General features: G+C 72.9%; 19 protein-coding genes. 16 read left to right on the top strand and 3 right to left on the bottom strand.

Annotated elements, in window-relative coordinates:
- Window positions 1-69: 69 nt before the first annotated feature.
- A complete protein-coding gene (locus ACH427_RS01035; RefSeq protein ID WP_398867215.1) occupies window positions 70-1,671 on the bottom strand; it encodes an oxidoreductase in 1,602 nt (533 codons plus the stop codon).
- A gap of 163 nt (window positions 1,672-1,834) precedes the next feature.
- Here ACH427_RS01035 and hisD point away from each other — a divergent pair, with 163 nt between their 5' ends.
- The 8 genes from hisD (at window position 1,835) to hisF (ending at window position 7,611) form a co-directional block, all read left to right on the top strand.
- Window positions 1,835-3,145: a histidinol dehydrogenase gene (gene hisD, locus ACH427_RS01030; RefSeq protein WP_398867214.1), complete on the top strand. Its 1,311-nt coding sequence runs from the start codon at window positions 1,835-1,837 to the stop codon at window positions 3,143-3,145.
- Window positions 3,146-4,249 carry a histidinol-phosphate transaminase gene (locus ACH427_RS01025; protein ID WP_398867213.1) on the top strand — a complete coding sequence of 368 codons (1,104 nt, stop codon included), beginning with the start codon at window positions 3,146-3,148 and terminating at the stop codon, window positions 4,247-4,249.
- A gap of 85 nt (window positions 4,250-4,334) precedes the next feature.
- A complete protein-coding gene (gene hisB / locus ACH427_RS01020; RefSeq protein WP_361529602.1) occupies window positions 4,335-4,928 on the top strand; it encodes an imidazoleglycerol-phosphate dehydratase HisB in 594 nt (197 codons plus the stop codon).
- A complete protein-coding gene (locus ACH427_RS01015; protein WP_361529599.1) occupies window positions 4,925-5,089 on the top strand; it encodes a hypothetical protein in 165 nt (54 codons plus the stop codon). Before hisB ends, ACH427_RS01015 begins: the two co-directional genes overlap by 4 nt.
- A complete protein-coding gene (gene hisH, locus ACH427_RS01010; RefSeq protein WP_398867212.1) occupies window positions 5,086-5,727 on the top strand; it encodes an imidazole glycerol phosphate synthase subunit HisH in 642 nt (213 codons plus the stop codon). The genes ACH427_RS01015 and hisH overlap by 4 nt, the downstream gene beginning before the upstream one ends.
- Before the next feature lie 8 nt (window positions 5,728-5,735).
- Window positions 5,736-6,461: a bifunctional 1-(5-phosphoribosyl)-5-((5-phosphoribosylamino)methylideneamino)imidazole-4-carboxamide isomerase/phosphoribosylanthranilate isomerase PriA gene (priA, locus tag ACH427_RS01005; protein WP_398867488.1), complete on the top strand. Its 726-nt coding sequence runs from the start codon at window positions 5,736-5,738 to the stop codon at window positions 6,459-6,461.
- Window positions 6,458-6,859 carry a Rid family hydrolase gene (locus tag ACH427_RS01000; RefSeq protein WP_361529593.1) on the top strand — a complete coding sequence of 134 codons (402 nt, stop codon included), beginning with the start codon at window positions 6,458-6,460 and terminating at the stop codon, window positions 6,857-6,859. The genes priA and ACH427_RS01000 overlap by 4 nt, the downstream gene beginning before the upstream one ends.
- Window positions 6,856-7,611, top strand: coding sequence for an imidazole glycerol phosphate synthase subunit HisF (gene hisF, locus ACH427_RS00995; RefSeq protein WP_398867211.1), 756 nt, complete (start codon window positions 6,856-6,858; stop codon window positions 7,609-7,611). Before ACH427_RS01000 ends, hisF begins: the two co-directional genes overlap by 4 nt.
- A 178-nt stretch (window positions 7,612-7,789) precedes the next feature.
- Here hisF and ACH427_RS00990 read toward each other — a convergent pair whose 3' ends face one another.
- Both ACH427_RS00990 and ACH427_RS00985 read right to left on the bottom strand, forming a co-directional pair.
- Window positions 7,790-8,422, bottom strand: a complete 633-nt coding sequence (locus ACH427_RS00990) for a TIGR03085 family metal-binding protein (protein ID WP_398867210.1) — start codon at window positions 8,420-8,422, stop codon at window positions 7,790-7,792.
- Between the two features lie 55 nt (window positions 8,423-8,477).
- Window positions 8,478-9,317, bottom strand: a complete 840-nt coding sequence (locus ACH427_RS00985) for a septum formation family protein (protein ID WP_398867209.1) — start codon at window positions 9,315-9,317, stop codon at window positions 8,478-8,480.
- A 9-nt stretch (window positions 9,318-9,326) separates the two neighbouring features.
- On the opposite strand from ACH427_RS00985, the gene ACH427_RS00980 reads away from it, so the two are divergent.
- The 8 genes from ACH427_RS00980 (at window position 9,327) to trpM (ending at window position 14,223) form a co-directional block, all read left to right on the top strand.
- The gene (locus ACH427_RS00980) at window positions 9,327-9,458 is read left to right on the top strand and encodes a hypothetical protein (RefSeq protein ID WP_398867208.1); all 132 of its coding nucleotides are present in this window, start codon (window positions 9,327-9,329) and stop codon (window positions 9,456-9,458) included.
- 15 nt (window positions 9,459-9,473) lie between these two features.
- Entirely contained in the window at window positions 9,474-9,845 is a 372-nt protein-coding gene (gene hisI / locus ACH427_RS00975; RefSeq protein ID WP_398867207.1) for a phosphoribosyl-AMP cyclohydrolase, read from the top strand.
- Window positions 9,846-9,856: 11 nt separating this feature from the next.
- The gene (locus ACH427_RS00970; protein ID WP_398867206.1) at window positions 9,857-11,383 is read left to right on the top strand and encodes an anthranilate synthase component I; all 1,527 of its coding nucleotides are present in this window, start codon (window positions 9,857-9,859) and stop codon (window positions 11,381-11,383) included.
- Window positions 11,384-11,461: 78 nt separating this feature from the next.
- Complete coding sequence (locus tag ACH427_RS00965) at window positions 11,462-12,166, top strand: TIGR02234 family membrane protein (RefSeq protein WP_398867205.1); 705 nt, start codon at window positions 11,462-11,464, stop codon at window positions 12,164-12,166.
- A 116-nt stretch (window positions 12,167-12,282) separates the two neighbouring features.
- Window positions 12,283-12,513 carry an HGxxPAAW family protein gene (locus ACH427_RS00960; protein ID WP_398867204.1) on the top strand — a complete coding sequence of 77 codons (231 nt, stop codon included), beginning with the start codon at window positions 12,283-12,285 and terminating at the stop codon, window positions 12,511-12,513.
- A gap of 100 nt (window positions 12,514-12,613) precedes the next feature.
- Window positions 12,614-13,084 carry a DUF2752 domain-containing protein gene (locus ACH427_RS00955; RefSeq protein WP_398867203.1) on the top strand — a complete coding sequence of 157 codons (471 nt, stop codon included), beginning with the start codon at window positions 12,614-12,616 and terminating at the stop codon, window positions 13,082-13,084.
- Between the two features lie 169 nt (window positions 13,085-13,253).
- Window positions 13,254-14,063 (top strand): indole-3-glycerol phosphate synthase TrpC, encoded by an 810-nt coding sequence (trpC, locus tag ACH427_RS00950; protein WP_398867202.1) that lies wholly within the window; start codon window positions 13,254-13,256, stop codon window positions 14,061-14,063.
- A 7-nt stretch (window positions 14,064-14,070) separates the two neighbouring features.
- Window positions 14,071-14,223, top strand: a complete 153-nt coding sequence (gene trpM, locus ACH427_RS00945; RefSeq protein ID WP_398867201.1) for a tryptophan biosynthesis modulator TrpM — start codon at window positions 14,071-14,073, stop codon at window positions 14,221-14,223.
- The last annotated feature ends 6 nt before the right edge of the window (window positions 14,224-14,229 follow it).

Below are 14,229 nucleotides of genomic sequence, written 5' to 3'. Positions count from 1 at the left end.
CGTAGCCTAATGGCCTGGACGGTCGGCCGGTCGGGCCTTTTCCCCGCGGCCCTCCGCACCGGCCCGCGCTCACTGGCGGCGCAGCAGGCGGGACGCCCCCGCCGCCACCGTCGTCGCCAGGACCCAGCCCAGCAGGATCAGGGCCGCCACCACCCACTGCGCCACTCCCGTCGGCCGCCAGGACTGCCCCTGGCCCAGGTCGATGACCGGCAGCAGGAGATCCAGGGCGTACAGCCCGGGATTCCACGCGGGCCCCTCGTGCTCCTTGATGGGCTCCAGCGGGTGGCAGGTGAAATAGACCGTGGCCGCGGCCCACAGCACCACCATCCACACCGCGGCCCGCCCCGGGCGATAGCCGTACGCCACCGTCCAGTCCTGGAGATACCCCCACGCCTTGCCCGCCGGCGGCAGCGTCTCCCGCCGTCTGCGCTGCTTGGCCAGCAGCACCGCCCGCGCCTCGGCGTCCTCCCCGCTGTCCCGCAGCACACCGGCCAGCCGCTCGTACGGCTCCGGCGCGTACTCCGGGGTCGCGGCGGCCACCCACTCCAGCCGTCCGCTCAACGGGAAGTGGCCCAGCGGTATCAGGTTCTCGTAGAAGAAACCGGCCATCACCAGCCCGCCGGGCCCCGGCCAGCTCTCCGCCCGGTCGACGAGATTGACGACCCGGGCGCCCGACAGGACGACCCGGCCGCGCTGTCCCCACTCGCCGAGGAAGCGCAGCTCGGGCGTCTGGATCCGGCGCAGCGACAGCTCCTGGTCCGCCTCCAGCGTGAAGCGCGCCTGGCTGAAGTCCACCGCGTCACCGAACCGCCCGTCGTCCAGCCGCACCCCGCCCTGGCACTCGAAGCGCTGCGTGCGGGTGCCCCGCTCGGGGGTGGTGACGATGCCGTACGGGGGAGTGAAACCGCTCGCGAAGGCGGCGCTGCTGTACCCGGCCGTCGTCAGATAGAGGGTGCGCTCGACCGTCATCTGCGGGGCGTTCAGCGCCCGCCGACCGTACGGATTGCTGAGGGTGCTGCCGCGCAGGCTGAGCGAGACCCCTATGGTCGCGCCGCGCATGCTCAGCTCGCCGTACGACCGCATCAGCTCCGCCTGGAGGTCCTGCCCGACGGACATGCCGTCGGCGGCGATCGACACCCCCCGCCGGTCCCGGCGCACCACCAGCTGATTGAGCAGCAGGTCGGTCCCTATGTGGGCGTCGGTCAGGCGGATGCCGTTCTGCACGACACAGCGCGGCAGGTGCAGATCGCCCTCCGTCCGCAGCCTGGCGGCCTCCAGCCGGGGCATGGTGCAGCCGACCAGCCGCAGCGTGGTGAAGTGGCACTCCGGCAGCAGCACCCGCTGGTCGAAGCGGCAGCCGACCATCTCGACGTACGGGACGACGGTGCCGCCCGAGAGGTCGAGCGTGCCCGTGATCCGTACGCCGTTGAGCTTGAGCGCCGTCACCCGGCCCGGCTGGGCGGGCGGCCCGTCCAGGAGGAGCAGGGCGACGATCCGGGCGCGCACGCTGCGCTCCGGGCCCCAGGGGTGCGGGCCGCGGGGGTCGTTGCGCTCGGGTTCCGGGGCGCGCAGATCGTGGGTACTGCCCATCCGGAACGCCTGCCACATCCCCCATTCGGCGGTCGAGAGATCCAGCCCGGTGGGTGGTTCGCCGTCGTGCGGATCGGTCACGGACCGTGCCCCCTTCCGCCACGCATACCACTCGGTACCGTCCCCATTCCCGCCTCGTGACCGCTTGAACACCCATGGTGAGAGGTTCGTGGCGCCCGGCGGCGCGTATCACTGATTGGTACAGGGAGCCGTGTGCCGGGACGTGTCTGAGACAATTGACCCTGTGATCTCCCGAATCGATCTGCGCGGCACCGCCTCCGGCGTCGACCGCGATCTGCTGCCCCGAGCCGAACTCGACGTGGAGGCCGCCCTGGAGAAGGTGCGGCCCATCTGCGAGGACGTGCATCATCGTGGCACCGCGGCCTTGATCGATTACGCGGAGCGGTTCGACGGCGTCACCATCGACCGGGTGCGGGTCGCGCCCGAGAGGATCACCGCCGCCCTCCGGGAGCTCGACCCCGAGGTGCGGGCCGCGCTGGAGGAGTCCATCCGCCGCGCCCGCGTCGTCCACCGCGAGCAGCGGCGCACCGACAAGACCGTCACCGTGGTGCCCGGCGGCACCGTCACCGAGCGCTGGGTCCCCGTCGACCGCGTCGGGCTCTATGTGCCGGGCGGCCGCTCGGTCTACCCCTCGTCCGTGATCATGAACGTGGTGCCCGCCCAGGAGGCCGGCGTCGGCTCGATGGCCGTCGCCTCCCCGCCCCAGGCCGACTTCGGTGGCCTGCCGCACCCCACGATCCTGGCGGCCTGCGCGCTGCTCGGCATCGACGAGGTCCACGCCGCGGGCGGCGCCCAGGCCGTCGCCATGTTCGCCTACGGCACCGAGGACTGCCGCCCGGTCAACATGGTCACCGGCCCCGGCAACATCTGGGTCGCCGCGGCCAAGCGGCTGCTCAAGGGCCGCATCGGCATCGACGCCGAGGCCGGCCCCACCGAGATCGCCATCCTCGCGGACGCGACCGCCGACCCCGTGCACGTCGCCGCCGACCTCATCAGCCAGGCCGAGCACGACCCGCTGGCCGCCGCCGTGCTCGTCACCGACTCCGAGGAACTGGCGAAGGACGTCGAGAGGGAACTCCAGACCCAGGTCGCGGCCACCAAGCACATCGAGGACCGGATCGTCCCCGCCCTCGCGGGCCGCCAGTCCGGCATCGTGCTGGTCGACGACATCGACCACGGCCTCGCCGTCGTGGACGCCTACGGCGCCGAGCACCTGGAGATCCAGACCGCGAACGCCGCCGAGGTCGCCGCGCGCGTCCGCAACGCCGGAGCGATCTTCGTCGGGCCCTACGCCCCGGTCTCCCTCGGCGACTACTGCGCCGGCTCCAACCACGTGCTGCCCACCGGCGGCTGCGCCTGCCACTCCTCCGGCCTGTCGGTCCAGTCCTTCCTGCGCGGCATCCACGTCGTGGACTACACCCGCGACGCCCTCGCCGAGGTCACCCACCACGTGGTCACGCTCGCCGAGGCCGAGGACCTGCCCGCACACGGAGCCGCGCTGAAGGCAAGGTTCGACTGGAAGGTCCCCAAGTAAGTGACAGGCATCGACGATCTCCCCATCAGGGACGAGCTGCGCGGCAAGTCCCCGTACGGAGCGCCCCAGCTCGACGTGCCCGTACGCCTGAACACCAACGAGAACCCCTACCCGCTGCCCGAGCCCCTCGTCGCCCGCATCGCCGAGCGCGTCACGGAGGCCGCCCGGCACCTCAACCGCTACCCCGACCGGGACGCGGTCGAGCTGCGCACCGAGCTCGCGAAGTACCTCACCCGCACCGCGGGCCACGAGGTCACCATGGACCAGGTCTGGGCGGCCAACGGCTCCAACGAGATCATCCAGCAGCTGCTCCAGACCTTCGGCGGGCCCGGCCGCACCGCGATCGGCTTCGAGCCGTCGTATTCGATGCACGCGCTGATCTCGCGCGGCACCGGCACCGGCTGGATCGCCGGCCCCCGCCGGGACGACTTCACCATCGACACCGACGCGGCCGTCGCCGCCATCGCCGAGCAGCGGCCCGACGTGGTCTTCGTCTGCTCGCCCAACAACCCCACGGGCACGGCCGTCGAGGCGGACACGGTCCTGCGTCTGTACGAGGCGGCGCAGGCGGCCAAGCCGTCCCTGGTCGTCGTCGACGAGGCGTACGGCGAGTTCAGCCACCGGCCCTCGCTGCTGCCGCTCATCGAGGGCCGGCCGAACCTCGTCGTCTCCCGCACGATGTCCAAGGCGTTCGGGGCCGCCGGGCTGCGGCTCGGCTATCTGGCCGCGCACTCCGCGGTGGTCGACGCCGTGCAGCTCGTACGGCTGCCGTACCACCTGTCCTCCGTCACCCAGGCCACCGCCCTCGCGGCCCTGGAGCACACGGACACGCTCCTCACCTATGTCGAACAGCTCAAGGCCGAACGCGACCGCATCGTCGCCGAGCTGCGGGCCATGGACTTCGAGGTGACGGAGTCCGACGCGAACTTCGTCCAGTTCGGCCGCTTCCCGGACAGCCACGAGGCGTGGCAGGCGATCCTCGACCAGGGCGTCCTGGTCCGGGACAACGGCGTACCGGGATGGCTGCGGGTCACCGCGGGCACCCCCGCCGAGAACGACGCCTTCCTCGACGCCGTGCGCACCATTCGCAAGGAGAGCCGATGAACGGTGTGGGCCGCCTGCTGCATCGCCCGGGGTTCGAGCCCCGAACCGCGCGTCGCGAACGGCACATCTGCAAGGAGACCAACCGATGAACCGCGTGGGCCGCGTAGAGCGCACCACCAAGGAGACCTCCGTCCTCGTCGAGATAGACCTCGACGGCAGCGGACAGGTCGACGTCTCGACCGGGGTCGGCTTCTACGACCACATGCTCGACCAGCTCGGCCGGCACGGGCTCTTCGACCTCACCGTCAAGACCGACGGCGACCTGCACATCGACAGCCACCACACCATCGAGGACACCGCCCTCGCGCTCGGTGCCGCCTTCAAGCAGGCCCTCGGTGACAAGGTCGGCATCTACCGCTTCGGCAACTGCACGGTCCCCCTGGACGAGTCCCTCGCCCAGGTCACCGTGGACCTCTCCGGCCGTCCCTATCTCGTGCACACCGAGCCCGAGAACATGGCGCCCATGATCGGCTCCTACGACACGACGATGACCCGGCACATCCTGGAGTCCTTCGTCGCGCAGGCCCAGATCGCCCTGCACGTGCACGTCCCCTACGGGCGCAACGCCCACCACATCGTCGAGTGCCAGTTCAAGGCCCTCGCCCGCGCGCTGCGCTACGCCAGCGAGCGCGACCCGCGCGCCGCCGGAATCCTTCCCTCCACGAAGGGCGCCCTGTGACCGGCCTGTCCACCATCCTGATCGTCGTCGGGCTCTTCCTCCTCGGCGGCATGATCTCGTTCTACAAGCAGGGCCTCCCCAAGGGCGTGATCGTGCTGCTCGGCATCGGCTGCGCGATGTGCCTCGTCGCGGGCGTGATGCGGCTGGAGGTCTGGGCATGAGCGACCGCAAGAAGGTCGTCGTCTTCGACTACGGCTTCGGCAACGTCCGCTCCGCCGAGCGCGCCCTCGCCCACGTCGGCGCGGACGTCGAGATCACCGGCGACTACGAGGCGGCCATGAACGCCGACGGGCTGCTCGTCCCCGGCGTCGGCGCCTTCGAAGCCTGTATGAAGGGCCTGCGCGCCGCCCGCGGCGACTGGGTCGTCGGCCGCAGGCTCGCCGGCGGCCGTCCCGTCATGGGCATCTGCGTCGGCATGCAGATCCTCTTCGAGCGCGGCATCGAGCACGGCGTCGAGACCGAGGGCCTCGACGAGTGGCCCGGCACGGTCGAGCCGCTCAAGGCTCCCGTCGTCCCGCACATGGGCTGGAACACCGTCACCCCCGCCGAGGGCTCCCGGCTCTTCGCGGGCCTCGACGCGGAGACCCGCTACTACTTCGTGCACTCCTACGCCGTGCGTGAGTGGGGCTTCGAGATCACCGCGGACCACATCCGGCCGCCCCAGGTCACCTGGGCCACCCATGGCGAGCCCTTCATCGCCGCCGTGGAGAACGGGCCGCTGTGCGCCACGCAGTTCCACCCCGAGAAGTCCGGCGACGCCGGCGCCCAGCTGCTGACCAACTGGATCGAGACCCTGTGAGCCCCGTGATGCCGAAGCTCGAACTCCTCCCCGCCGTCGACGTCCGCTACGGCCAGGCCGTCCGCCTCGTCCACGGCGCCTCCGGCTCCGAGACCTCCTACGGCGACCCGCTCTCCGCCGCCCTCGCCTGGCAGCGCGCCGGCGCCGAGTGGCTGCACCTCGTCGACCTCGACGCCGCCTTCGGCACCGGCGACAACCGGCCGCAGATCGCCGAGGTCGTCCGTTCCATGGACATCAAGGTCGAGCTGTCCGGCGGCATCCGCGACGACGCCTCGCTCGCCGCGGCCCTCGCCACCGGCTGCACCCGCGTCAACCTCGGCACCGCCGCCCTGGAGACCCCCGAGTGGGTCGCCAAGGTCATCGCCGAGCACGGCGACCGGATCGCCGTCGGCCTCGACGTCCAGGGCACCACCCTGCGCGGCCGCGGCTGGACCCGCGACGGCGGCGACCTCTACGAGACCCTCACCCGCCTCGACGCCGAGGGCTGTGCCCGCTACGTCGTCACCGACATCGCCAAGGACGGCACGCTCCAGGGCCCCAACCTGGAGCTCCTGAGGAACGTCTGCGCCGCGACCGACCGGCCGGTAGTCGCCTCCGGCGGCGTCTCCTCCCTTGACGACCTGCGGGCGATCGCCAACCTGGTACCGGAGGGCGTCGAAGGCGCCATCGTGGGGAAGGCCCTCTACGCCAAGGCGTTCACCTTGGAAGAGGCCCTGGAGGCAGTGTCCGTATGAGCGAAGCCGTGCAGCGCGTGCGAAGCGACAGTCCCTGGGAAGAGACCTTCGGTGGTGCGCGCGCTGTCGCGGCGGGGGACCGGGTCCTGGTGGCCGGAACCCTGCCGTTCAACGGCTCCGTGCTGCACGGCGAGGGCGACCCCTATGAGCAGGCCAAAGCGGCCTTCGCCAACGCCCTCGCCGCCCTGGAGCAGTTCGGACTCGGCCCCGGGTCCGTGCTCCGCACCCGGATGTATCTGACCCACGCGCGGGACGTGGACGCGGTCGGCCGCGCCCACAAGGAGTTCTTCGACGCGGTGCGGCCCGTGGCGACCCTCGTGGTCGTCTCCGGCTTCGTCGACTCGCGCGTGCTGGTCGAAGTGGAACTGGAAGCGTATCGAGGAGCAACGAGCACATGACCCTCGCGGTCCGAGTCATCCCCTGCCTGGACGTGGACAACGGCCGGGTCGTCAAGGGCGTCAACTTCCAGAACCTGCGTGACGCCGGCGACCCCGTCGAAATGGCCAAGATCTACGGTCAGGAAGGCGCCGACGAACTCACCTTCCTCGACATCACCGCCTCCTCCGGCGACCGTGAGACGACCTACGACGTAGTGCGCCGCACCGCCGAGCAGGTCTTCATCCCGCTGACCGTGGGCGGCGGCGTCCGCACCGCGGGCGACGTCGACAAGCTGCTGCGCGCCGGTGCCGACAAGGTCGGCGTCAACACCGCGGCCATCGCCCGGCCCGAGCTGATCCAGGAGATCGCCGAGCGCTTCGGCCGCCAGGTGCTGGTGCTCTCCGTCGACGCCCGGCGTACCGCTGACGGCTCCTTCGAGGTCACCACGCACGGCGGCCGCCGCGGCACCGGCATCGACGCCGTCGAGTGGGCCCACCGCGCGGCGGAGCTGGGCGCGGGCGAGATCCTGCTGAACTCCATGGACGCCGACGGCACGAAGGACGGCTACGACACCGAGATGATCGCGGCCGTGCGCAAGCACGTCTCCGTGCCGGTGATCGCGAGCGGCGGCGCCGGACGGCTGGAGCACTTCGCCCCGGCCGTGGCGGCCGGGGCGGACGCGGTGCTGGCCGCCTCCGTCTTCCACTTCGGGGATCTGAAGATCGCGGATGTGAAGTCGGCGCTGCGGGCCGCGGGGCACCCGGCCCGCTGAGGGCCACCCGGGGGCGCGGCGGCTCTCCGCCCCGGGGCCGCGCCCCCGGGACCCGCCGCGCCCGCCGGGGCACCTCTCGCCGTTGTCCTGCTTTTGACGCGTGGCCTCGGGCCGGTGGTGGCCGGCCGCGCGGTCAGGCGCGCCTTGTAAAGGGCGCGCCTGCGCCTCACCCTGCCGGTTACAGCCCCAGCGACGCCTGCTGGAGCTTGGCCACCGCGTTCTCGTCGCCGTCCAGTTCCACCCGCGCCGCCGCCTGGCGGCCGAACGCGAACAGGGTCAGTTCTCCCGGCTCACCCGTCACCGTCACCACCGGCGTGCCCCGGTGGGCCACCGCGGTGCGGCCGTCGGGGCGGCGCAGCACCAGGCCCACCGGCGACTTTCGGCCGAGCATCCGCGCCACCCGCTCCAGCCGGGCCCACAGGGCGTCCGCGAACACCGGGTCCGGCTCGCGCGGCGTCCACTCCGGCTGGGCGCGCCTGACGTCCTCCGTGTGCACGAAGAACTCGACCGTGTTGGCCGCCTCGTCGACCTGTTTGAGGGCGTACGGCGACATGCGCGGCGGCCCGGTGCGGATGAGCTGGAGCAGTTCCTCGTACGGCTTGGCGGCGAACTCGGCCTGCACCCGCTCGAGGCGCGGGGCCAGCGCCTTGATCACCAGCCCCGCGGCCGCGTCGGAGCGGCGCTCCCGCACGACGACATGGGCGGCGAGGTCACGGGCCTGCCAGCCGGTGCAGAGCGTCGGGGCGCCGGGGCCCACGGTCTCCAACAGATCGGCCAGGAGCAGACGTTCGCGCTGTGCGTGGGTCGACATGCGGCCACCCTACGACCGCCGCCCCGCCCGTGCCACGGCGCCGCGGCGGTCCGCGTCAGTCCGGCAGCGGCGCCGTCAGTTTGTCGCCGCCCGGCGTGATGCTGCGGGTGATCGCGCACGTGATCCGGTTCTGGCCGTGGTCGTAGGTGAGCTTCGCCGGATACAGCACGTACGAGTAGTACGTACGGCCGTCGGATATGGAGCCCACCCGCTTCTGCGCGACGGGCTCGCACAGGTCCTTGGCCTTGTCCTGGATCGCCTGCTCGGCGTCGAACGAGCCCGTCAGCGTCGCGTTGGATATCACCTCGCCGTCGTGCGTGCCGTCGCACGACACGGTGACGACCGTGGAGATGCCGGTGGTGCTCAGGCTCGGGTGGTTGAAGCACTGGCCCGGCTTGAGCACCACGTACGGCACCCGCTGGTCGCCGGGCAGCGACGGGTACGAGGACGCGGAGGGCGTGGGGTCCGACGGACCCCCGGGCTCGCTCGCGGCCGTGGACGGCGCGGACGACGTCACCGACGGGCTCGGCGAGCTCTTCCCCTTGGCCTTGGCGTCACCGCCGCCGCCCTTCGAGGTCAGGATGATCCCGCCGACGACCAGGCCCGCCACCAGCACGACGGCGACCACGATCGCCGCCACCTTCGCGCCGCTGCCACCCGACGGCGGCGGCGGGGGAGGCGGCATCGGCGGCGCGAACTGCTGCCCGTACTGGCCGAAACCCTGCTGCTGCCCGTAGCCCGGCCCACCCTGCGGCGGCCCGTACGGCTGGCCGTAAGGCTGCGCGGGCGGCTGGGCGGGAGGCTGGGCCGGCGGCGGCCCGAAGCTCTGGGGCGGGCCGAACCCACCGCCGTCTCGGGGCGGTTCGGGGGAGTTCGGCGGCGGCGGAGAGGTCATGGTCGAAGCATGCCGTACGCCACTGACACCCCCGCCGCCGGGCTCCGGATCACGACCACGGCCCGCGCGCCCGTCCGCTCTCCGGGACGGCGGCTCCTCGGGGCTGCGGGACGGCGGCTCTTCGGGAAGGCCACGGCCTGAAGGCAGAATGGACCCATGACCGGCACCGCTCGCCCCCGCACCACCGCCCTCGACCCCGCCCTCGCCGCCCGCCTCAAGCGCAGCGCCGACGGACTGGTTCCCGCCATCGCCCAGCAGTACGACACCGGCGAGGTGCTCATGCTCGGCTGGATGGACGACGAGGCCCTCCACCGCACCCTCACCACCGGCCGCTGCACCTACTGGAGCCGCAGCCGCCAGGAGTACTGGGTCAAGGGCGACACTTCCGGCCACGTCCAGCACGTGAAGTCCGTGGCCCTCGACTGCGACGGCGACACCCTGCTCGTGAAGGTCGACCAGACCGGCGCGGCCTGCCACACCGGCGACCGCACCTGCTTCGATGCCGATGTCCTGCCGCTGGGCCAGTAGGCTCCGCTGCCATGGCTGCCATGACCACGGGTGACATCACGCCCGACGCCGACACCTTCCGTACGCTCGCGAAGGACCGCCGGGTCATCCCGGTGACCAGGCGCTTCCTCGCCGACGGGGACACCCCCGTCGGCATGTACCGCAAGCTCGCCGCGGAGCGCCCCGGGACCTTCCTGCTGGAGTCCGCCGAGAACGGCCGCACCTGGTCCCGCTACTCCTTCGTCGGCGTCCGCAGCGCCGCCACCCTGACCGTGCGCGACGGGCGGACCCACTGGCTCGGCACCCCGCCCGTCGGCGTCCCCACCGACGGCGACCCGCTGCAGGCCCTGCGCGCCACCGTCGACGCCCTGCACACCCCCCGCGACCTCATCGAGGGCACCGGACTCCCGCCCTTCACCGGCGGCATGGTGGGCTATCTCGGCTACGACATCGTCCGCCGCCTGGAGAAGATCGGCGAGCACGGCGAGGACACCCTCGGCCTGCCCGAACTGACCATGCTGCTCACCTCGGACCTCGCCGTGCTCGACCACTGGAACGGCACGGTCCTGCTGATCGCCAACGCGATCAACCACAACGACCTCGACACGGGCATCGACGAGGCGTACGCGGACGCCGTCGCCCGCCTCGACGCCATGGCCGCCGACCTGTGCCGCCCGGTCCCCACCGACCCCACCGCCCTGCCGCCCTCCGAACTCCCCGAGTACACCGCCCGCTGGGGCGGCCCGGACTACATGGCGGCCGTCGACGACATCAAGGAGCGCATCCGCGCGGGCGAGGCGTTCCAGGTTGTGCCCTCGCAGCGCTTCGAGACCCCCTGCGCCGCCTCCGCGCTCGACGTCTACCGCGTCCTGCGGGCCACGAACCCCAGCCCGTACATGTACCTGCTGCGCTTCGACGGCTTCGACATCGTCGGCTCCAGCCCGGAGGCGCTGGTCAAGGTCGAGGACGGGCAGGCCATGGTGCACCCGATCGCCGGCACCCGCCCGCGCGGCGCCACCCCGCAGACCGACGCGGCCCTCGCCGAGGAGCTGATGGCCGACCCCAAGGAGCGCGCCGAGCACCTCATGCTCGTCGACCTCGGCCGCAACGATCTCGGCCGGGTCTGCGAACCGGGCAGCGTGGAAGTCGTCGACTTCATGTCGGTCGAGCGCTACAGCCACGTCATGCACATCGTCTCCACCGTCACCGGCCGCCTCGCCGAAGGCCGCACCGCCTTCGACGTGCTCACCGCCTGCTTCCCCGCCGGCACCCTCTCCGGCGCGCCCAAGCCCCGCGCCATGCAGATCATCGAGGAGCTGGAGCCCGCGCGCCGCGGCCTCTACGGCGGCTGCGTCGGCTACCTCGACTTCGCCGGCGACTCCGACACCGCCATCGCGATCCGCACCGCGGTGCTCCGCGACGGCACCGCCTACGTCCAGGCGGGCGCCGGCGTCGTCGCCGACTCCGACCCGGCCGCCGAGGACGCGGAGTGCCGCAACAAGGCCGCCGCCGTCCTGCGCGCCGTGCACTCCGCCAACCGGCTCGCCCCCCGCGCCTGACCCGCGGTCCGGGCGCCCGGACACCCCTCGGGGGACCCCCGGGCGCCCGGACCGGCGACACAAGAGATAGTGGTAACCGTGAGCGCAGCCGTACCCCACCCCCGTCCCCATGCCGAGCCCGCCGCCCCCCGCGCCGGTGGCGCCCGGCGGCGCAGTGTCGCCGCCGCCCTGTTGCTGGGCGCGGCCGGAGCCACGCTCGTCCTCCTCGCCGGAGGCCGCACCTGGGCCGAGGGCACGGCGGCCGCCGACATCGCCCAGACCGCCGTCTCCAAGCAGGTCAGCGGCCAGGACGTCAACGGCCTGCCCGGCGCGCTGGCCGTCGTCGGCCTCGCCACGCTCGTCGCCGTCTTCGCCGTCCGCGGCGTCTGGCGCACCGTCGTCGCCGCGGTCCTCACCCTCTGCGGCGCCGGGATCGTCGCCGGTGCCGCCACCGGCGCCTTCGACACCAGCGCCCTGGAGGAGAAGGCCGCCAAGGCCCAGGGCCTGACCAGCACCGCCGTCGACCACATCAGCCGCACCCCGTGGCCGTGGGTCGCCCTCGCGGGCGGTGTCCTGATCTTCCTCGCCGGGCTCCTCGCCCTGCGCTACGGACAGCACTGGCCCGCGATGTCCGGCCGCTACGAGCGCGACGGCACCCCCCGCCCGCGCCGCCCCCGCACCGCCCCCGACCCCGAGCGCCCCGAGGAGCTCTGGAAGGCGCTCGACCGCGGCGAGGACCCCACCGGCGAGCCCGGCGGAGCGCACGCGACTCCCCCCGGCGAGGGCCCGGGGAAGCGGCCGTGAAAGACGGCCGGGAACACGCCCCACCCCCAACTCAAGGCACCCCCGGGCGTCGGGGACAATGACCATGAGCGTTCTCCGCGCCCGCGGGCGCGCCACAGCAACGAGGAGTCATAGTCATGGCGGGTAGCAGCCACGGACACACCCCGGCCGCCTGGACCGGTGTCATCATTTCGTTCATCGGCTTCTGCGTCGGCGGTGCGTTCATGGTGATCGCCAACCCGGTCGGGTTCTGGGCGGGCATCGGCATCGTCCTGCTCGGCGGCGTCGTCGGCGGCATCATGCGCCTGATGGGCTACGGCATGGAGCCCAAGGGCCGCGCGAAGGGCCGGCCCGCGACCCAGGGCTGATCCACCCCGCTCGCTCACCGAGGCGCGGCCCGGGCCCGTACGGACGCAAGGACGTCGGCCCCGTGCTGCGCCTTCGTGCTGTCCGGCGCAGACTGCCACTGTGACGCACAGCGCCGACAGCCCGCCGGACGACCGCGTGGCGGCCCCCGCGGCCGCGCTCCCGCGCCCCCCGGGCCCGGTGCGCCGCCTCGCCGCCCCGGCCGGCGTCGCCGCCGCGATCGCCGCGGCCTTCGCCTGGATCGGCGCCGTCGACCCCAACCAGCCCGGCCACTACCCCGCCTGCCCGCTGCTGCGCTGGACGGGCCTGTACTGCCCCGGCTGCGGCGGACTGCGCGGCGTCCACGCGCTCGCCCACGGCGACCTCCCGGCGGCACTGGGCGCGAACGCGGCGGCCGTGGCCGCGTACGCCGCCTTCCTCGCCCTGTGGCTGGCCTGGGTGCGCGCGGCCCTGCGCGGGCGGGACGGCGTACGGCTGCCGCTGCGCGCGCCCCACTGGTGGGCGGCCGGCGCGCTGCTGCTGGCGTTCACGGTCGTACGCAACCTGCCCTGCGGGTCCTGGCTGGTGCCCTAGCGCGCGGGAACCCGCCGGACACGGGAAACACAGCAAACGCGCCATGTGACATCACCGGCGTCAACCGGATGCGAATCCTTCGGTCCATGGCAAGTACCATCACAATGCCTGGTGAGGAGTTTCCGCCCCACCAGCCCAGACCATCCGAGTCCGGAAGGGGGCCGCTCGCGTGAGTGTGCTCGACGAGATCATCGACGGAGTCCGTGCCGACCTCGCGGAGCGGCAGGCGCGCGTCACCCTCGACGAGCTCAAGGAGCGGGCTGCCAAGGCCCCGCAGGCCAAGGACGGGGTGGCCGCCCTGCGCGGCGAGAACGTCAGCGTGATCTGCGAGGTCAAGCGCTCCAGCCCCTCCAAGGGCGCCCTCGCCGCGATCGCCGACCCCGCGGGGCTCGCCGCGGACTACGAGGCGGGCGGCGCGGCCGTCATCAGCGTGCTCACCGAGCAGCGCCGCTTCGGCGGTTCGCTGGCCGACCTGGAGGCCGTCCGGGCCAAGGTCGACATCCCGGTGCTGCGCAAGGACTTCATCGTCACCGCCTACCAGCTGTGGGAGGCCCGCGCCTACGGCGCCGACCTGGCCCTGCTGATCGTCGCGGCTCTGGAGCAGGAGGCCCTGGTCTCCCTCATCGAGCGCGCCGAGTCCATCGGCCTCACCCCCCTCGTGGAGGTCCACGACGAGGAGGAGGTCCAGCGCGCGGTCGACGCCGGCGCCCGGATCATCGGCGTCAACGCCCGCAACCTCAAGACCCTCGAGGTCGACCGCGGCAACTTCGCCCGTGTCGCACCCGAGATCCCGGACCACATCATCAAGATCGCAGAGTCCGGCGTCCGCGGCCCGCACGACCTCATCGCGTACGCCAACGACGGCGCCGACGCGGTGCTCGTGGGGGAGTCCTTGGTGACGGGGCGCGACCCCAAGGGCGCGGTGGCCGACCTGGTCGCCGCCGGCGCCCACCCGGCCCTGCGGCACGGGCGGAGCTGACCGCACCGTGGGGACGTACGCGCGCCTGGCCCGGGGATGCCGTCCCCGGGGCTGCCGCGCGCCCGCGCGCCGCGTGCTCGGCCGGCGCGTGCGGTACCACATCGGCTGTGAGCCGGGGCAGATCAACGGGATGCGATGGTGCGGCGCGAGCGCGCCCTGACCGTTC

This window comes from Streptomyces sp. NPDC020379, from assembly GCF_044387105.1.
In the GTDB taxonomy this organism is placed as follows: Bacteria; Actinomycetota; Actinomycetes; order Streptomycetales; family Streptomycetaceae; genus Streptomyces.
This window is presented reverse-complemented; position numbering and strand designations above follow the sequence as displayed.